This window comes from Paenibacillus anseongensis (assembly GCF_009757995.1).
Lineage (GTDB): Bacteria > Bacillota > Bacilli > Paenibacillales > NBRC-103111 > Paenibacillus_E > Paenibacillus_E chondroitinus.
In genome coordinates this window covers 30,016-49,283 of the sequence record NZ_WSEM01000016.1, presented here as the reverse complement: position 1 = coordinate 49,283, position 19,268 = coordinate 30,016, and the positions used below count along the sequence as shown (strand labels likewise).

Here is a 19,268-nt window from a genome sequence, read left to right as displayed (position 1 = left end):
TCAGACCGCACTCCCAGATCGGTTGCCTTTTCCACCTAAAATCGAAATCGGGAGATTAGGAGTTTGGGACATTATACTCTTCGAGAGCACCGACCAACTTCCTTCTGACAGCTTCTCTTAGTTCTTCCGGTTGGAGCACGACTGCTTCAGCGCCGAATGAAAAGAAATATTCAGCAAAGAATATTATTTCTGAGGGGGAGATACCCATCTCTAGTACACCTGTGCCTTTATTAGAACGATGTACTTCTCCCCAAGGGAAAATCCAGCTCTTATCTCGGAATAACTCAATCCCTTTTGCCGTTAGTTTTACTTTGACATCTACGCTTTTTAGTTTTCTGTAGAAATGATGGCCCCAGTTCGTTAAATCCACCTCTGAAACATCCACTGGAGGCAATAACGCTTCGGCATCTGCCAAGACGGCAGACCCTATTCGATCAACCCGGTATAATCGGAAGGCTTTTCGCAGATAGCAGTACGCTGGGCAAAACCAATATCCCTCATGGGCATATATCCCGATGGGTTGAATTGTTCTTTCATTGGTCTCATACTTCCGAGTTTTATAATTGATTGTTACTGGCATCCTTCTAATAGACGCTTGGAGTAATATCTCAAGGTATCCAGCTCGTTCCGGGCGTGTATGCGTAAAGAAGTCAATTCGGTGTCGCATCTCATCTATCTGACTTTTCACATCATCCGATAAGTACCTGTAAAATTTTCGAAGTGCGGATTTTGCAGATGCCTCGAAGGGCAGCGAACTGAAGTGTCGAAGAGCATGGGAAGCAAAGAATATGGAGAATGCCTCATTTTCTGTAAATGAAATCGGTGGAAGGCTTCGCTCTGTTAGAACCTGGTACCCACCTCCTGCACCAACTTGTGAGTATAAAGGCACTCCCATTCCGCTCAACTCCTGCAAATCGCGTAGCATGGTTCGGGTAGACACACCAAATTCTTCAGCAAGCTCTTTGACGGTGAATTTCCGCTTCCGATTTACTGCCATCATTAATTCAATCAGGCGCCTCGACTTTCCCATTTTATTCACCCTCCAAAAATATAGTGACAAGTATTGTCACTATTTTAGTATACATTAAAAATAAGCCGGATCGCGAAATTACGGCAGAAAGCGATTAAAAAAGGAGAACATCATATGTCAAGAAAACAACGTAAGATTGTGGATGAAATGCTGCGGCATCCCCAACCCACCAAGCCACAAACCGTCGAGGAGATGCGCTCGAACTTCGCTGCCATGATGGCAGCTATGAAAGTACCTGCGGGCATTCGGACTACGCAGACGACCCTAGGTAATCGGCCCGGTGTGATAGTTGACTCCGCACAGGATGCCCGCACAGGAATCATTCTCTATTTCCATGGAGGATCGTATATTATGGGTTCCCCCTACACTGCCATGTCCCTTACCGCGAACCTGGTAAACAGGACCAGTATCCGGTCCGTCTCACTCGATTATCGTCTGGCTCCGGAACATCCGTTCCCTGCAGCTCTTGAGGATGCTCTGGCAGCCTATCGTGAGCTTCTGGACAACGGAGTTGAGCCGGCGTCTATTGCGTTTGCTGGCGACTCAGCCGGCGGTGGTATTGCTGTCTCGACTTGCCTGATGGCACGGGACGCAGGTCTACCGATGCCAGCAGCAGCAGTTATGTTCTCGCCGGGGTTGGATAAGACGCATACCGGGGCAAGTATGGATAGCAAAATGGGGCTCGACCCGTTCTTCACCCGTGCGAGCTTTACGTACACGGACGCGATGTACCTCGCTGGACAGGACCCGAACCATGAACTCGTGAGCCCCGCCAGGTTCGCCGATCTTACCGGATTCCCACCGCTCCTGCTACAAGTCGGAACTAACGAGCTACTCCTTGACGACTCCACGCAGTTAGCCGACCGTGCACGGGCAGCAGGCGTGGATGTAATCCTTGACGTTACCGCCGATGTCCCGCATGTTTTTCAGGCGTTCGCTGGTATTCTCGATGAAGCCGATCAAGCTCTGGACCGTGCTGCGCTCTTCATCACACAGCATCTCAGATGAACATTTGCTCACTAAAATATTCCTAGCGAATACGTATAAAGGAGAGCCAAAGGAGCAAGCCAATGAACTTCGACCTGATAAGATAACCCATTTTCAGATGGCTCTCCTTATTAACTTGCTGGTTCTCTTTGGGCGAACCGTATCAAAGTATGGCGAAAAATTGTAGAGGAATAGCTCTTATAGGTAAAGATGAGTGCACGCAAGCGTAGCTGCTGGTCACAAATGTCGCAAATGTCGAGCTCAGTGAGATGTCATAAATACTGAGAAAACAACTTCAAAAATGCTTGATTTATTAAGGAAAAATTTCATATTTAGTGAGAATGAGTCTGATCTGACTGTTACGATTAACTTCAATTTTCATAATTGATGAGAATATCCACACATAGGAGCATGCATTATTTATGCATAAAATGTATAAGAATGCCGATGCATTGTTTTTGGTGGCGTAACTTTAAATTATGTAGCCCAAATAACAAAAAACAGTGTTTAACTATGGAAAAGTTAAACACTGTTTTTATTCCTTTTTTTCGTAAAAAAAAAGTTGTCATTTTTCTATACCAAAGCATTACGTTGAAATCCTATCTAAAACCAACAAATTACGAAGCTTGATTAAACTTTTCAACAATAAATCTACTAGTAATACTATCAGGTAAATTGAATTTTTCGAAAGGTATAAAGTCTATTAACAAACATAGACATAGTTCTGAAATGTTCAACTTTAATTCTTTTATTCTCTGTTAATAATACATTTTGAGAATCATCTATTACTAGAATTTGTGTGTATTGTTAGTAAGTTGAATTTCTAAATCTTCTATTGTTTGAGCTTACTATTTAAACCAGCAGAATATACTAGTGATGAAACAAAACACTTTATGCTCATTCTTAGTGCTATAATATCAATTAAAGATGAAATACTCCCAAATAATTCCTTGTATTCTCGAACAAATTTGTAAATGAAAAATGTTTTACCAGTTCCAGATGGACCATCTACAAAAAGATAATTTGAATCTTGACTAGCTAGAAATTTTTCAATATTCATGAAATCACCTCTTAAAACAATTATAGCCAAAATGAATTAATTTAAACCCTCCCAGTCTACATTCATATGTTGGCAGGATGGCTCAAGAACAAGGCCATTGAAGTCGTATTTCTTAATCTTCACCTTGTTTATATGAATAAAGAAAACACCATAACACTCTCTCTAAAGTCGCCAGATGATCACCAATTTTTGGGTGTCCAAAAATTTACGAATACCTTAGTAAAAGTACTAATAAAAATGTAGAAAAGGAAAGAATAAATGTAGGTCCAACCATAATAAGTTATTGTTCCGGCCCAAACTGAAAATGGTTCCCCAATAAATGCAAAAATCAGTGCTTGGATGAATATAGCTATTGAGAAGCTTTTCCATGTTCTGAAGTATTGAAATATCAGCATTTGTGCAACCGGAACTGCAAAAAAATCCCCTTTTCAGAAAAAAACATTTGCTATTACTGACAAGAGTCCAATTGCTCTAGCTGGTGTTTTTTTAGAGGTTATGCCACGGGAACGCTCTACTCTGTTACGCAAGACTTAATATAACCGAAGCAAGCTCCAAAAAATGGAAGGGACAACTGAAACTCAGTAAACACGTTCGTCCACAACTGCGTCACTTTCTCTATTTAATTACAATGTGCAATGTCATGAGTAACCAAGAATTTAAAGCCTTACACTTCTAAAAATGTTCAGGTGAAAAAGCTTAAAAGATGAAGTCTATCATGAAGCAATGTGGAAAGCTAGCTCTACTCTTAGTAGGAATAGCTCATAGTGATGAAGCTTACAATAAAAACTTTGCATTAGCAGCGTAACATAAACCTTATCTCACGCAAGTTGGCGTATTCGCAGGAGACAAAGAAAGCACGGTGTATCGGGATACATTACGAAAGAAAGGGTCTGACCTGTTCCGTTAGAAAGATCGACCTCCACCCTTAAATAGAGGTGACGAAGTTGAGCGGTTAAGTTTATCATCTTCGGCAATCGGAATTTCTCGAGGTATTCGCCCGAAAATTGAACTCGCTTTAAAGTAAGTGAGTTTGTTCGAAAAACTACAATGTAGGGACATTTGTGCATCTTTTGATGACACAAATCCTTCCACATAAAAATAAAAAGCCTGATCCCTCAGGCATTTACATTAAAAGTTATGTAGGCACATTTGTGTCATTGGACATCGGTTGACAAGAACTTGATGTCATAAGTGACAAGAACTTGATTCCATTCCCAAGTTGTTTTTTCGTGGCATCAAAAAAAAGCCTCCCGTTTTTATGAAGGCTTTACAATTCAGAATATTTTATTGGAGCATTTATATTTCTTACATATTTATCAATATAACGTTGTTGTTCTTCTTTTATAATTGTTAGGATAACCACCCTTTTCTGAATTAAAATATCGCATAGAGTAAGCAATCCCTAGTATAGTGCATCCTTACCAGTTTGAAAATCCCAATATTCATGTTTAATTGCTTTCAGAGCCCAACTTTTAATTTGAATAATTTTGGAATTAAAAAATGTGTTATTTACGCGGCTTTTAATGTAATTTTAGTCTCACTACAGCGGTACATACTCACATAAATAACAAGAATATTGTCCCGATCATTATAGCATCCCTAATGCTACTGTCTCATGATTAATCATATTCTTCATTTTCATTGAATGTGTTTCAGTATTTATACGAAAAAGCTGCTCGTTGATGATAGGACGCAGCCGTTTTTGGTTATCAACCATATTTAGGTACCTGATTAAACTTTGTGAAGAACCTTATTCTTCATGATCAAGACGCCATACGGCAGCATATTAACTTCATTCTCCAACTATTCGCTAGTAATAGATCTGTCCCCCGCAGAGTGAACGTTATGGAAGGATTGAAGTGAACAAAATAAATGAGAATCGCTCGGACCCAAAATCCAAATTGCTGAAGAAAGTCATCTCCCCCATAATGAAAGTTGGCTTTCAGAATTTGAGAATGGACGATATCGCGAAAGCTATGGACGTCAGCCGCGCCACTATGTACAAGCATTTTTCATCCAAAGAAGAAGTCATCGATGGCGTCGTACGTATGTACACGGATTATTTAGATAAATTAGAAGACCGAACATCAAATGATAGTGAACAATCGTTTGGTATCTGGTTTCAGCAAATATTTGAGCAGTCGGTTATGCTCGTTGGGCAGCTTACAGAGGTCTTCCTATTGGATCTGCAATCGGCTTACCCTGAGTTGTACGAACAGTTGAAGGAAATCTTAAATAAACGGGAACAGCAGACGTTAAAATTCTATCAAGATGGAAAACACAAAGGCATATTCAACGACATCAACGAGAAGCTTATTTTATTGCAAGACAATCTTCTCTTGAGAGAAATCGCTACTACCAAATATCTCGTGTATAATCAAACGACGATTAAGCAGGTACTGTTGGACTATTATCAATTTAAAAAGATCCAGCTTTTTAAAGCCGATAAGCTTTCGAGCGTAGACGATTCTAACATAGGTCCCCGCATCGATCATCTAGTGAATAAATTCAACCAAACATTATGAAAAGAGCTGCCAACTCCACTTTAAGTGGTCTTGGCAGCTCTTTTCTTAAATCTTATTCAACTTCGAGTCCAGAAACCTGCCACACGTAATGACATGCCAACTTCTTTTCCAGAGACGTCCATCTATGGTTAAATCCTAAAGTAAAATGAGCCTAAACATCCAGAAGCGAACTTAAAAGCTGTTAAATAGCCGACAAAGCCTCTTAAGTATACTTCCTTCTACGAGTTTATAAATTTTCAGCATAAAAATAATTCTAATCCATCAGGGTCGGAACATCCCCTCAAAATCATAGTGTTATCAAAAACTTAAATATACATACCACCCGAAATCTCAATACGTTGGGCATTAATCGTTCGATAAAAGCGATGCTATCGCTTCCCCAATATCATCGGGTTGGCCTACACGCCCAAGAGCTGTCTCTTCTGAGAGATGCTTGACAACCACCTGATTATCTCGGGCAATTCCACCGCTGAAATCGGTAGCAACGGCTCCTGGAGCAATTGTATTGACTGCGATACCACGATGTCCGAGTTCTTTGGCCAAATAACGAGTCAGAACCTCAATCGCACCTTTCATGGATGCATACACACTAACGACGGTAGAAATGGCACTGCCAATTTTCTCTTGAGCTACTAGCTTTGTAGCCATTGTAATGGCAACCGTCAGGAAGATCCCCCGCGCTAAGTGCTAGTACAATTCTTGACAGAAGCAGTGGCAAGAAACCAGGTAAGAATATCACCATGGCATTACCGATAACAAAAGTGATAAGTGACCCAATGAGCAGCTTTCTTCTATCCATTCTGGAAGTTAACGTAATTAGAATAGGCGTTCCAATCGCGTAGCTTAGCGAGAAGATGGAAATCAATTGTCCAGCAGTAGCGATAGAAAAGCCGGTATCTTTTGCGATGATATCGAGGAACCCAGCAATTACATGCTCGGATGTTCCCACGAAGAAGGTAATGATCGCAAGAAGAAATATTTTAAATGAACCTGACATGGTATATGCTCCTTTAGAAATTAGATTTTTTAACTTGGATGATAAATGTCTGTGCAGCAAAATCCGTAGCCCAACATTGAAATGCGCATCTTTCGTAGTGGGGGATGGAACTTACGAGATAAAATATATATCAGATTGGAATGAATGTTCCACAGGTATATTCCGGTCTGATGCTCAGTTTTATTAAGTTCTTACCATAAATGAGTAAATCCCATCGTGAATTTCGCGATGGGATTTGTATTTTTAAATGTATCTGGGAACTTTACTAAAGATATAGCTCAGTATTTCTGAAAGGTACTTGTATCACGATTCCTAAGGAAAAGAAATATGAAATTACAATCCCTTGATTTTCCCATCTATCTATATAGGGCTTATTTAAAAAAGAGGCAGTTAAGTTGAACTATGTGGTTAGATAACTTGGATTTCCCCCTTGGGAACTGTCTTAATAAAAATCTATTGCATAAATCTCAAACTTACTAGACTTGAAGTTCTTAAGGCAAAAAAAAGAGTACCTCCTCAAATCTCCAGTGTTTAGTAGGCCTTCACACAGAGACAAGGTTGGAACTCTCATGGATAAGTATGCTATTACTTTGAGTCGTTTGACAGACATTAATCCATTTCACACGTGGCATCCAGCGTTTGAAGCGAAGTATTTAACTTAGAATGGAATTTACTTTGCAGGTACAGAATGTAATCCAGCACATATACACGGCACATTCAAAATTTCATATTACCTACATTCTTCTCAACGCTTGTTCAACTTCTAGGCCGGGGAGATTAAGAATGTTCCACGGTTTATTATAATGGGGCTGGAAGAAGAAGTCGACGTAAGCTAGTTCATCCATCGTCATTCGATTTTGGATGCAAACCGATAGTGTGTTAATCGATTGGGTCAAATCGGCTTTGGAGAACACTTGCGCCCCTATGATGCGTTTTCCGTTTTCCTCGTAGACGACTTTCAGCGTCGCTTTTTCATAGCTCGGCATAAATTCAGGTCGATAATTTTCTTCAATTACGACACTTTTTACTTCCATGCCCAATGCCAACGCAGCAGTTTCGGTCAGACCGGTCGAAGCAATGTGATGATCGTATATTTTAATCGCGGATGTTCCTTGCGTTCCCAAATATTTGACGGTCGGCTTCAAAAGATTGCGCGCTACAAGCGATCCCATACGAACCGCATTCGTTGCTAAAGGAATATATGCTTTTACCCCCGTTGGGTTGTATAGCACAGCGCAGCTATCGCCCGCAGCGAAAATGTCGGGGTTGCTAGTACGCATATACTCGTCAACCAAAAACGCGCCATTCGGAAGCATGTCGACTTGTCCATTTAACAAATAGGTATTTGGCCGGAAGCCGATGCATAGAACGACAAGATCCGCGGTATATTGATTATTATTCGTTACGACGGTCGTAACGGCGCCATCTTCACCCTCGAATCCAGTCACGGTTTGTCCGAGAGCTAAGCAAATACCTCGTTCGGAAAGCGATACCTCGACTGTATCCGTAACTTCGGAATCTAAATATCGGAATAATATTCGATCCATATTGTCGATTAAAGTTACGCTTTTACCAAGATGCTCGAAAGCCTCCACCAACTCGATACCAATATAACCTGCGCCGATAACAGTGATGTTCTTCGCGTATTTTGCTTTTTCGATAATCGTAAGTGCGTGACTATAATTTTTGCATAGTAAAATGTTGTTAAGCTCGATGTTGCGAAGGTCAGGAATGATGGGCCAGGAGCCAGTAGTCATGACGAGCTTGTCATACGTATCAGTGAAACGCTCGTTCGTAACCATATTGTGAATATGAAGCTCCTTTTTCTCCGCATTGATTTCAAGCACCTCATGCAACATGAACATATTTACACCAAGATCACTCAGTTCTTCGGGGGACGAATAAAATAAATCTTCTGCCTGCTTCACTATACCTCCGACGTTTAGTGCGATTCCGCAGGAAAGAAAAGAAACATTGTCGTTTCTTTCGTATACACTAATTTCCGCATCCGGATACAAGCGCGCAAGATTCTTCGTAGCTTCTGTTCCGGCATGCGTACAGCCAACAATAACGATTTTCATTTCATTTCCTCCTAGTTTGTGAAATAAATCACAAGATATTGTTTAATGAAAACCCCGTCATTATAAACAGGGTTTTCACTGTATCTAGAGTTTATGAGTTATCTAAAGCCGAATGCGCTGTTGAACGACTTTTATTTCTTACCGAAACTAGGAATGCGACTGCAGCCACGACCAATGCAATAGCTACGGCCATGAACACGTCCCGAGTTGATTCAGAATGAAGTAGTACTTCCACCCCTCTAACGAATAATGGGCTAAGGAACTGGCAAATATACACGCAAGCGAGAAGCAATGATATTCCCGTCGTCAAAATTAATTTAGGCACGACTTCCGAGGTTTTTATGAATGAAAGTGGGAATAATACACCTTCGGCCAAACCAATCATGAATACCGCCAGGGCGACCGACCACTCCGTGTGTGCAGAGGAGATCAGTAAGAAGCCTCCTGCCATCAATCCTAAAACGAGCGGAACGAGTTTCTTCTGAAATGCCCCAGTCAAACGAGTCACCGAAAGTCCACCTATAAAAACTCCGATTAACGAAAAGGCAATCAAATAGCCAGCCGATGCAACGCTCCCGATGCCGTTATTAGCTATGAATAGCGAAAGGTTCGTCGGAAGTAATGCAAACAGCATTGTATGCAACCCGCCAGCAATTGCTACGGCGTAGAAAAATTTCGGCATCTTTTCAGAAGACTTAGTCGATTGACTGACCTGGAGCGGCGGAAATTTTGGAAGAAAAATAATCACAACGAGTAATAAAACGACGGCGTAGAGATAAGTCATAAAGACGTCTCTCCACCCTAGCGATGCGATAAATCCACCGATAGAAAGGAATATCGCCCCGCCTATACCATTGATAGAAGTTTGAAGACCATTCATTCGCGAACGGTCATTTCCATGAAAGTTTTCCGCGATTAATGAATTAAACGTTGGCGAGATGAGACCGATACTTAACCCTAGGATTGCCCTACATACCAAAATCATATTAAACGAATGCATGAAGGCCGGTCCTACGCCTCCAATTAAATACAAGATCAAAGCCGTGATCAGAATTGTTTTCCGGTTAAACCTTCTGCCGAGCGTTCCAGACAAAAATAGAGTCGGTAAAATGAATAAGGAAGACAGAGTAACTACCCACTGCACCAACAGAGCGTCCGTATTTGGGAAAGCCACAGCCAGCGGTTTAACCGCCGGCGCAGCCATCATCGTTCCGAAGGTCGTAGTAACAGCCATCGATAATAATGCAATTCTTGCGCTTACTTTCAATGACGCACCTTCTTTCTACTATGCATGTTTGGTGAACGGCAACGAACACCGTTCATACCATCCATGCAAACTTAAAAATTTTTATCTTCTTATATAAGTGATACGATGAACATAATGTAAAACGATTAAAAGTCAGTCGAGAGGCTAATCTTTTCCCATCGTTTCGTTTCTTCTAACTTGCCGTTATCCATCGCATTCGCAAGCTCAACGGCATCACTTCCGAGTAGCAAGCGAAGCGGCGGGTTTTCTTCGTCCACGATCGTAATGATCGCTTGAGCAGCTTTTTCCGGATCCCCTTTCTCTTTCCCGCTGTTATCGCGGAAATGTTTCATCATGTAGCCAACCGTATTTTTATACTCATCGCGTGGCTGGAGTTGCTGCATTGAGGAGCCTGCCCAATCGGTACGGAAACCGCCTGGCTCTATTAAAGTAACCTTAATTCCCAACGGTTCGACTTCTTTGGCAAGTACCTCAGAGAATCCCTCCACAGCCCATTTAGCCGCTTGATAAGGTGCAAGACCCGGGGCGGCAATACGTCCGCCGATGGAAGAAAATTGAACGATATGACCATGGCCTTGTTCTCTCAGTAGAGGTAGCGCCGCTTTCGTAACGTTGATTACGCCCCAAAGGTTCGTCTCAACTTGAGCGCGGAAATCTTCCATCGATGTTTCTTCAATTGAAGAAACGTTACCGTAACCTGCGTTATTTACAAGGACATCTAGTTGTCCAAATGTATCAAATGCTACTTTGATAGCAGCTTCAGCCTGATCGTATTTATTTACGTCTAACTGTACAATGCGAACTTGGTTGCCATATTTATCTGCAAGATCAGCAAGTTGCTCTGTTTTACGAGCCGTTGCAACAAGACGATCTCCTTTTGCGAGCACCGCTTCAGCAAGGCTTCGACCAAACCCCCTAGAACTTCCTGTAATAAGCCAGACTTTTTGCATATCCAATATCCCCCTCACATAGATGTTTAACTTGATTAGATGTTAATCGCTTTATGTTCTACGTATGCACCCAGACCAACAACGCCAAACTCGCGACCGATACCGCTAGATTTATATCCTCCGAAAGGACCTTCGTATGATGCAATTGCACCATTGACTATGAAGTAGCCTGTACGGATTTGACGAGCGATTTCGAGACCGTGCTCAAGAGTACCGGACCAAACGCCACCGCCAAGGCCAAAAGGAGAATCATTTGCGATGCGCACGGCATCAGCTTCATCTTCATAAGGAATAACGACAAGAACTGGTCCAAATATTTCTTCTTGGGCAATTCGCATGCTGTTGTTTACATCCGCGAATACCGTTGGCTTGACGTAGAAACCACCTTCAAGACCAGCGGGAACTTCCGTTCCACCGGTCACCAAGCGCGCGCCTTCTTGGATACCCAGTTCAATATAAGATTGAACGCGTTTTTGTTGGTCTGCTCTGACCATTGGCCCAATGAAAGTCTCAGGGTCTGCAGGATTGCCTACAACGAGGCTTTCCGTCATGGTTTTAATCAAATTCACTGCTTCTTCATACCGCTTTTTGGATACAAGCACACGCGTATGCGCGACACAGCTTTCCCCGTTATTAACAAACGACGCATATTTCAAACCTTGAACAGCCGCTTCTAGATCTGCATCGTCCAGAATAATCGTTGCGGACTTGCCTCCGAGCTCCAAGCTTACGCGCTTAAGTTGTTCGCCAGCAATCGCAGCGATGCGACGCCCAGCTCCTGTTGAACCCGTAAATGCGATTTTATCCACACCAGGATGCGATACAAGGTATTCACTTGTTTCTCGACCAGCTGGAACAATACTAACTACACCTTCAGGAAAACCTGCTTGTTCAAAAATATCACCCAGTAACAAAGCATCAAGGGAAGTTTCAGGCGATGCCTTTAAGATAACTGGGCAACCTGCAAGCAACGCTGGAATCATTTTCGCTAGAGCTGATTGATTAGGGGCGTTCCAAGGTATGATCGCTGCGACGACGCCGACAGGCTCGCGGCGAATCATTGGACCTTTGCCATCATTCAACGTTTCTTCCCAACCAAAGGATTTGGATGCGCGAAGATAAGCGTTTGTTTGCTCAGATAGGGAGTGTTGAATACCGTTTGTAAACCAATTAGGCGTGCCGTTCTCAGATGTAATTAAGGCAGCAATTTCGTCCGCACGCGCTGCATGCAGTTCATTGAATCGTGCGACAAATTCTTGACGTTCGCTAGGTGTCAGTCTCGGCCACGGGCCGTTATCGAATGCATTTCTAGCTGCAGCAACGGCTAAATCGATATCTGCCGGGGAAGCTTGTGCCGCATTACCAACTACAGATTGGTCATGAGGCGAACGAATTTCTAGTACTTCCTGGTTAACGGGTGCTTGCCATGTACCACCAATAAAGAGTTTGTCATAAATTTTCATTTGTCGTTTCTCCTTTATATTTGTTATTTATTTTAAGTTGGCCTTGCAACTGCGCGATAATTATGCCTGTTCCATGACTTCGCTGTAAGCAATGCGCCTCCCTCATATATGCTTGGAATGTTTGTTCCACATGAAATAGTATACTCGATCGTCTATTTGATAGTCAAGCAATTTCGGAATAAAAATTCCAAGATATCATTGGTAAATTTGGCTTTTTTGGTGTAAAACTATAATAATATGCTGTTATTCTTAATATTTTATTTAATTTTGGAATATTAATTCTATAAAAACAAGAAAAAATCTCCGAACTAAGAAGTCCAAAGAGATCTTTTATGATACCAATGATTGTTTAACCTTAGCTTTACTTACTAAGCATGATTGAATGTTTTTACAACTTCATACGAGCCCGGATCGAACTTTGCAATCGTTAATGCTTCCTGGAAGAATGGAAGAGGTCTAGGATCTTCTCGCATGGCTTGATAATCCTCCATACTTTTCCATTGGGCATACATAGTCACTTTAGTTCCGTCCAAACTTCGATGCAGACTGCAGGAGATAAACCCAGGAGCCTCTGTAACGGACCCCTCTGTCGCTTGGGTAAGTAGTTCAACTACCCGTTCTTGATTTGTGGGGTCTACTGTAAAAACATTGATAAAGGTAAGGATGTTTTGCCCTGCAGAGATTTGTGTCATATATACACTCCTTGTTCTTATTTTCGTTGCTGTTTTATACGATGTCCAAATACCTAATATCTATTCTAGATAGTAGTCAGCCTCAAAGACCTGATCGAGATTTCTCTTTATTAGCCGAGTTCTATACGCTCATACAAGGATACTTCGCGATCACGGATAATACGTCTTAGTTGTGCTGCCAGTCCACGATCAATTTTCCCTTGCTCGTATAAATTTTGCACTTCGTACCTTTCAGCTTGTACCGCAAGCCAGTGAAGTTCTTTACGAGTTTCATCAAAATCTTGATCTCTGTGTTTTTTCTGAACATGAAGATTTTTCAAATGATTCAAAATCTGTTTATAATAGGCGACTACACACTGGGAGGGGTCATTTTTACTTTCAGGCGTGCAAAGCGTCCCCATTTGATCAATCACCTTTTGCCCGGACTGAATGCGAAGGCCCCTTAGTACACTGACATCTTGCTCAGTAAATAGTACACCCACTGGATTTGATGACAAAAAGAACGACGCTTGGAGCCTTGCTAGGAGCCTTTTAAACACCAATAACCACATGCGAAAACTACTCGTTAACATGATTTCAACCTGGTCTAGCATGTTGTAATAATATTGGGCATGATTCTTCGTAATGTCTCCGTTCTCAAATTTCTCACGAACATAGTTTCGTTCAATACCAATTGCTTCAATTCGCATTGCAACTTCCATTCGATTTATTCGAAATACACGATTAGTGGAATTACCTTTTAGTCCAAGTTGATGGATGAGTCTGTTGTACTCCGCAATAACTGCTTCCACCGCTTCTTCATTACTCTGATTGCTCTCTTGTTGCAAATGCCGTACAGCAGCTTCCAAGATATGTTTGTGCCATTCATTTTCAACTGTAACCATTTCTGTGTCATCTAATGGAAGGGTCTTTTTCGCAATTAACGGCAGCAAGATACTAGCTGCTAACAAAGACAAAAGGATCACAAAGGTAGAGAGAAAAATAATAAGGTGCCGTTGTGGGAACAACTCACCGTTATGCAACATTAACGGCATTGAAAAAGCACCTGCTAAGGTTACTGCACCGCGAACTCCAGATAAGGTCGTCATAACAATCTCTTTAATACTTGTCGTCTCTTCACTTGCAGTACCGAATACCTTTGAGCCACGTGTAAATAAAAATGTCCAAATAAAACGCAATACTAGCAAAATCGCAAAAATAACAATAGCGTAACCAATAACAACAACGTCGTTAAATCCTGGATCTTTAAAAATAACGGAGGAGACATCAGGAATTTGTGTTCCTAGAATAACAAATACAAGTCCATTTAGTATGAACAAATAGACGGCCCACGTATTATTAGATACAACTTTTATGTTCGAGATTTCACACTCTATCCGATCATTTTCAATTGCATGTACAATTCCACCTGCGACCGCGGCCAAAATACCAGATACATTTAATTGCTCAGCTATTAAATAAAGTAAAAATGGAGTAAGCAATTGAATTAAAATATGCATCGTTGCATCTTCTAATCCCGCACGACGGAGTAGTTGGCGTATACCAATAATTAAAAATGCGATTGCAGCACCTACAATAAGACCACCGATTGAGATGATCAGAAAACTCAAAGATGCCTTCTGTAGTGAAAACACACCGGTCACAGCCGCCGCGATAGCGAACTTGAAAGCAACGAGACCAGAAGCATCGTTCATCAACCCCTCACCTTCGAGGAGACGAATTAAGCTTTTCGGGAGATTGATCCGCCCTGCCAAAGAATTTACTGCAACGCTATCGGTCGGGGACAGTATAGCAGCAAAGGCAAAAGCAACAAATAACGGTATAGTCGGAATCATCCAATGGATTGTATAACCAACGACGAATACCGTTGCGAAAACAAGTCCCACGGAAAGAAGTAAGATTGGTGTTATAAGCCTCCAAAGTTCTGCACGCGGCGTATGCTTTCCGTCATTATATAATAGTGGGGCGATAAACAAGATGAAAAACAACTCAGGCTGAAGCATCAAATGAATCCCTTGTGGAATCACAGTAATACAGGCGCCGAGAATAATTTGGATTAACGGCACTGGCACAAACGGGACAAAGCGGTAAATGACATTAGAAACCCCTATTAGTAAAAGTAATATGAGTACGACAATAAACACTTCCAAGTTAGGTTCCCCCAATGTACGCCCATAATCAGTGCTTCCACGTCATTTGATTCTTCATTATCGTATCCCAACATTCATGTAATGATGTAATTTTGACATTGACTCATTACGTATTTATAGTTTAAAACCATTTAAATCAGCTCGGTGATGCGCGTTGTCACCAGAGTGATTATCAGACCCTGAACTTCTCTATCTCATTAGAGAGTAAATATTCTACATATTTCTTCGCACTTAACTCCAACCCTTCATCACTCTTATCATCTGTTTTATAGAGCGTAAACGGTTTTAGAAAAACCGTTTCGATTAAGCTACTTGTTGCGTGAAAGGGACTTATCAAATCATTAATTGTATAGAGATCGCCCCCCTCTTTACTATAATCGCTTTCTGCCCCTCCGATTGAGATTGCGAGTCCAAGCTCTTTTCCACGTAATTTACTTCCTTTTGATGTGAAAGCCCAGCCGTATGTCAATACATCATCCTGCCACTTTTTTAACAGAGGTGGCGAACTATACCAGTAAAATGGGAATTGAAATATGATGCGATTGTGCTGTTCAACAAGTTGTTGCTCCTTGGTTACGTTTATTTGCCAATCGGGATAACTTGCATATAGATCTTGAATTGTAATTGACTCTGGATATTTTTTTAATTCCTCTAGCCAAATTTTGTTCACACGTGATTCTTTCATATTTGGGTGAGCGATTAGCACCAAATTCTTTGTCATACCTTGCTCCTTCTTATTCATATTGTCTTTTTATTTTTAACCTTGCCTTAAGAATCTTCATGTTTATTATTAAATAACGCTGATTGGACTATACGATTGATTTGGGGTATTTTTGAATCATCTAGGGATTTTAATATTTTTCTATAATAAATACACCCCATGAATCTCACTGATAAAATTCATCCAATGACAATCCAACGGGGTGTACTGTTTCCTCTTTAATTTCAGAAAAACCATATTATCCTAAAGAGATAAAATTTAAAACGAAAAACATAATATTAGATGTTGATCGCTTTATGTTCGACGTATGCTCCAAGACCGACCACGCCAAACTCGCGACCGATGCCGCTGGCTTTGTATCCTCCGAACGGCCCTTCGTATGAGGCCATTGCACCATTGACTACGAAATAGCCTGTACGGATTTGACGAGCAATTTCGAGACCGTGCTCGAGAGTGCCTGACCAAACGCCACCGCCAAGTCCATAAGGCGAATCATTTGCGATGCGCACAGCATCCGCTTCATCCTCGTAAGGAATCACAACAAGTACAGGTCCAAATATTTCTTCTTGGGCAATTCGCATGCTGTTGTTAACATCTGCGAATACCGTTGGCTTAACGTAAAAACCGCCTTCCAAACCTGCAGGAACTTCCGTTCCACCAGTGACCAGGCGAGCGCCTTCTTGGATACCTAATTCAATGTAGGATTGAACACGTTTTTGTTGATCCTCTCTTACCATTGGTCCAATGAAAGTCGCCGACTCAGCGGGGTTGCCTACGACGAGGCTTTCCGTCATGGTTTTGATCAAATCCACTGCTTCTTCGTATCGGTTTTTGGAAACAAGCACACGCGTATGCGCGACACAGCTTTCTCCGTTATTTACGAAAGAGGTATACTTCAGGCCTTGAACAGCTGTCTCTAGATCCGCGCCATCCAGAATGATTGTAGCGGATTTACCACCGAGTTCCAAACTTACTCGCTTAAGTTGTTCGCCAGCGATCGAAGCGATTCGACGCCCAGCTCCTGTGGAACCCGTAAATGCGATTTTGTCGACACCTGGATGGGATACAAGGTATTCGCTTGTTTCTCGACCAGCAGGAACAATACTTACGACACCTGACGGAAATCCTGCTTGTTCAAAAATTTCACCCAGTAACAACGCGTCAAGTGATGTTTCAGGCGAAGCCTTTAGGATAACTGGGCAACCTGCAAGTAAAGCAGGAATCATTTTCGCAAGTGCCGATTGATTCGGGGCATTCCAAGGAATAATCGCAGCGACTACGCCAACTGGTTCGCGCCGAATCATTGGACCTTTACCGTCGTTCAACGTTTCTTCCCAACCAAACGATTTGGATGCACGAAGGTAAGCATTCGTTTGTTCAGCTAGGGAGTGCTGAATACCTGTTGTGAACCAACTTGGCGTACCGTTCTCAGAAGTAATAAGAGTAGCAATTTCATCTGCACGTGCAGCATGCAATTCATTAAAGCGTGAGACAACGGCTTCGCGTGCGCCCGGTGTCATTTTCGGCCATGGGCCGTTTTCAAAGGCATTCTTAGCAGCTGCAACAGCGAGATCAATATCTTCTGGGGATGCTTGAGCAGCTAGTCCGACTATAGATTGGTCATGTGGGGATCGAATTTCTAATAATTCTTTGTTAACTGGACTTCTCCATTCTCCGCCGATAAAGAGTTTGTCATAATGCCTCATGTTGTTGTTCTCCTTTTGTTTTCGTTTTATGAAAATCGAATACTATTTTAAACACGTTGAGTCAGCAATTTAGGAATTAAGTTCTTCATTAATAAAAGAACTTAATCCCTTCAAAGAGAAGCTTTATTACATTGTTAGATCAAAGCCTGTAATCGTTTTGATCTCTAAACAGTCTTCCAAGCCATAAATACCGTACTCACGGCCGATGCCGGAATGTTTGAACCCACCAAATGGAGCTTTCATTTCAAAGCCCGCACCATTAATAAGCACAACGCCTGCTTGAATACGGGATGCAAGTTCGTTAGCCTTCTCTAGGTTTGCCGTGCTGATATAAGCACCAAGACCATAATCTGTGTTATTGGCCATAGAGATGGCTTCTTCTTCTGTTTTGTATGTGAGAATAGAAAGCACTGGACCAAAAATCTCTTCCTTTGCAATCGTCATTTCTTCGGTAACGTTAGCAAATACAGTTGGTTTTACGAAGTAACCCTGTTCTAATCCATCAGGATGGCCTTCACCGCCGATTACCAATTCAGCACCTTCTTTAATGCCAGCTTTAATGTAATGTTGAACTTGAAGATACTGTTTATGAGTCACTTGTGGTCCAAGTACAGTGTCAGCTTCAGATGGAAGGCCTACTTTTATTGATTCAACAGTTTCACGAGCAAGGCGTTTCACTTCTTCAAGCCGATGCTCCGGAACAAACAATCTTGTGCCAGCTACGCATGCTTGACCATTATTCGAGAAACATGATCTAACGGCTGCAGGAATCGCCTTTGTAAAGTCCGCATCGTCAAGTACGATATTCGGGGATTTCCCACCAAGTTCCAAGGTAACTCTCTTCATTGAATCTACCGTTGCTCTACGGATTTCTTTCCCGACACGTGTTGACCCGGTGAAATTAATCATTGCAACATCTGAATTACGAGTAAATTCAGCACCTACAGTTGTTCCGAGACCATTTACGATATTGATTACACCTGCAGGAACACCCGCAGCATGAATGCATTCAGTAAGCAATTGAGTTTGCAAGGCGCTTAATTCGCTAGGTTTAATTACTACCGTACATCCCGCGGCGATAGCAGCGCCGAGCTTCGCCGTAATTTGTGAATAACTAGCATTCCAAGGTGTAATAATACCAATAACTCCAACAGGTTCAGCGACAACTTTTGCTTTTCCGATGTACTTAATAAACTCGAAATTTTCAAGAGCCTCCATGCTATCCATCAAGTTTCCTGCAGCAAGTTTTACCCTTCCAACAGATGCCATTCTAGGAGCACCATATTCAAGGATATTGGCTTCGGCCAATTCATCAATTCTTTCCAAAATTGAATCACTCAAACGTTGCAGAATATCCACTCTTTCTTGTACAGTGCTTCTAGCAAATGATGAAGATGCCGCTTTTGCTGCAGCGATCGCACGCCTAGCATCTTGTTCATCTCCGAGGGTAACACTCCCAAAGCTTTCTCTAGTTGTAGGATTTACTAATTCAAAACGCTCTGTACCGTTTGGTTTTACAAACTCTCCATTTATATAAATTTGATCAATGTTTTTCATATTTGACACCGCCTATATAGATTTATTTAACTTTTTGACATACTGATTAATTCTATACCTAATAAGGGATAATAAATGAGTC

General features: G+C 41.7%; 15 protein-coding genes and 1 pseudogene. 3 read left to right on the top strand and 13 right to left on the bottom strand.

Going from position 1 to position 19,268, the window contains the following annotated elements:
- Positions 1-55 precede the first annotated feature (55 nt).
- Entirely contained in the window at positions 56-1,030 is a 975-nt protein-coding gene (locus GON05_RS16500; RefSeq protein ID WP_157322134.1) for a helix-turn-helix transcriptional regulator, read from the bottom strand.
- Positions 1,031-1,144: 114 nt separating this feature from the next.
- Here GON05_RS16500 and GON05_RS16495 point away from each other — a divergent pair, with 114 nt between their 5' ends.
- Positions 1,145-2,038 (top strand): alpha/beta hydrolase, encoded by an 894-nt coding sequence (locus GON05_RS16495; protein ID WP_157320105.1) that lies wholly within the window; start codon positions 1,145-1,147, stop codon positions 2,036-2,038.
- 811 nt (positions 2,039-2,849) lie between these two features.
- Here GON05_RS16495 and GON05_RS16490 read toward each other — a convergent pair.
- Positions 2,850-3,077, bottom strand: coding sequence for a hypothetical protein (locus tag GON05_RS16490; RefSeq protein WP_157320104.1), 228 nt, complete (start codon positions 3,075-3,077; stop codon positions 2,850-2,852).
- Positions 3,078-3,588: 511 nt separating this feature from the next.
- Between GON05_RS16490 and GON05_RS16485 the strand changes: the two are divergent.
- A pseudogene (locus GON05_RS16485) lies at positions 3,589-3,753 on the top strand (transposase); the annotation flags it as partial.
- 1,183 nt (positions 3,754-4,936) lie between these two features.
- The gene (locus GON05_RS16480; RefSeq protein WP_309491744.1) at positions 4,937-5,602 is read left to right on the top strand and encodes a TetR/AcrR family transcriptional regulator; all 666 of its coding nucleotides are present in this window, start codon (positions 4,937-4,939) and stop codon (positions 5,600-5,602) included.
- Between the two features lie 345 nt (positions 5,603-5,947).
- On the opposite strand, the gene GON05_RS16475 is transcribed toward GON05_RS16480, so the two are convergent.
- The 11 genes from GON05_RS16475 to GON05_RS16425 all read right to left on the bottom strand — a co-directional run bounded on the left by GON05_RS16475 (position 5,948) and on the right by GON05_RS16425 (position 19,186).
- On the bottom strand, positions 5,948-6,250 hold the full coding sequence (locus GON05_RS16475) for an SDR family oxidoreductase (protein ID WP_246239204.1): 303 nt from the start codon (positions 6,248-6,250) through the stop codon (positions 5,948-5,950).
- Entirely contained in the window at positions 6,192-6,599 is a 408-nt protein-coding gene (locus GON05_RS16470) for an MFS transporter (RefSeq protein ID WP_157320103.1), read from the bottom strand. Before GON05_RS16470 ends, GON05_RS16475 begins: the two co-directional genes overlap by 59 nt.
- A 734-nt stretch (positions 6,600-7,333) precedes the next feature.
- Entirely contained in the window at positions 7,334-8,680 is a 1,347-nt protein-coding gene (locus GON05_RS16465) for an FAD-dependent oxidoreductase (protein ID WP_157320102.1), read from the bottom strand.
- A 91-nt stretch (positions 8,681-8,771) separates the two neighbouring features.
- Positions 8,772-9,947 carry an MFS transporter gene (locus GON05_RS16460; protein ID WP_157320101.1) on the bottom strand — a complete coding sequence of 392 codons (1,176 nt, stop codon included), beginning with the start codon at positions 9,945-9,947 and terminating at the stop codon, positions 8,772-8,774.
- A 125-nt stretch (positions 9,948-10,072) separates the two neighbouring features.
- Positions 10,073-10,897, bottom strand: coding sequence for an oxidoreductase (locus GON05_RS16455; protein ID WP_157320100.1), 825 nt, complete (start codon positions 10,895-10,897; stop codon positions 10,073-10,075).
- A gap of 35 nt (positions 10,898-10,932) precedes the next feature.
- On the bottom strand, positions 10,933-12,360 hold the full coding sequence (locus tag GON05_RS16450; protein WP_157320099.1) for an aldehyde dehydrogenase: 1,428 nt from the start codon (positions 12,358-12,360) through the stop codon (positions 10,933-10,935).
- Between the two features lie 368 nt (positions 12,361-12,728).
- Entirely contained in the window at positions 12,729-13,052 is a 324-nt protein-coding gene (locus GON05_RS16445; RefSeq protein ID WP_157320098.1) for an antibiotic biosynthesis monooxygenase family protein, read from the bottom strand.
- Between the two features lie 110 nt (positions 13,053-13,162).
- Positions 13,163-15,196, bottom strand: coding sequence for a Na+/H+ antiporter (locus GON05_RS16440; RefSeq protein ID WP_309491770.1), 2,034 nt, complete (start codon positions 15,194-15,196; stop codon positions 13,163-13,165).
- Between the two features lie 178 nt (positions 15,197-15,374).
- Positions 15,375-15,923 carry an NAD(P)H-dependent oxidoreductase gene (locus GON05_RS16435; RefSeq protein WP_181646100.1) on the bottom strand — a complete coding sequence of 183 codons (549 nt, stop codon included), beginning with the start codon at positions 15,921-15,923 and terminating at the stop codon, positions 15,375-15,377.
- Between the two features lie 278 nt (positions 15,924-16,201).
- A complete protein-coding gene (locus tag GON05_RS16430) occupies positions 16,202-17,629 on the bottom strand; it encodes an aldehyde dehydrogenase (protein WP_157320095.1) in 1,428 nt (475 codons plus the stop codon).
- 126 nt (positions 17,630-17,755) lie between these two features.
- Positions 17,756-19,186: an aldehyde dehydrogenase family protein gene (locus GON05_RS16425; protein ID WP_157320094.1), complete on the bottom strand. Its 1,431-nt coding sequence runs from the start codon at positions 19,184-19,186 to the stop codon at positions 17,756-17,758.
- Positions 19,187-19,268: the final 82 nt, after the last annotated feature.

Bases quoted from the DNA above. Each gene is read 5' to 3' on its own strand.
- GON05_RS16500 (WP_157322134.1), bottom strand. From the start codon at position 1,030: ATGGGAAAGTCGAGGCGCCTGATTGAATTAATGATGGCAGTAAATCGG.
- GON05_RS16495 (WP_157320105.1), top strand. From the start codon at position 1,145: ATGTCAAGAAAACAACGTAAGATTGTGGATGAAATGCTGCGGCATCCC.
- GON05_RS16490 (WP_157320104.1), bottom strand. From the start codon at position 3,077: ATGAATATTGAAAAATTTCTAGCTAGTCAAGATTCAAATTATCTTTTT.
- GON05_RS16475 (WP_246239204.1), bottom strand. From the start codon at position 6,250: ATGGCTACAAAGCTAGTAGCTCAAGAGAAAATTGGCAGTGCCATTTCT.
- GON05_RS16470 (WP_157320103.1), bottom strand. From the start codon at position 6,599: ATGTCAGGTTCATTTAAAATATTTCTTCTTGCGATCATTACCTTCTTC.
- GON05_RS16465 (WP_157320102.1), bottom strand. From the start codon at position 8,680: ATGAAAATCGTTATTGTTGGCTGTACGCATGCCGGAACAGAAGCTACG.
- GON05_RS16455 (WP_157320100.1), bottom strand. From the start codon at position 10,897: ATGCAAAAAGTCTGGCTTATTACAGGAAGTTCTAGGGGGTTTGGTCGA.
- GON05_RS16450 (WP_157320099.1), bottom strand. From the start codon at position 12,360: ATGAAAATTTATGACAAACTCTTTATTGGTGGTACATGGCAAGCACCC.
- GON05_RS16445 (WP_157320098.1), bottom strand. From the start codon at position 13,052: ATGACACAAATCTCTGCAGGGCAAAACATCCTTACCTTTATCAATGTT.
- GON05_RS16435 (WP_181646100.1), bottom strand. From the start codon at position 15,923: ATGACAAAGAATTTGGTGCTAATCGCTCACCCAAATATGAAAGAATCA.
- GON05_RS16430 (WP_157320095.1), bottom strand. From the start codon at position 17,629: ATGAGGCATTATGACAAACTCTTTATCGGCGGAGAATGGAGAAGTCCA.
- GON05_RS16425 (WP_157320094.1), bottom strand. From the start codon at position 19,186: ATGAAAAACATTGATCAAATTTATATAAATGGAGAGTTTGTAAAACCA.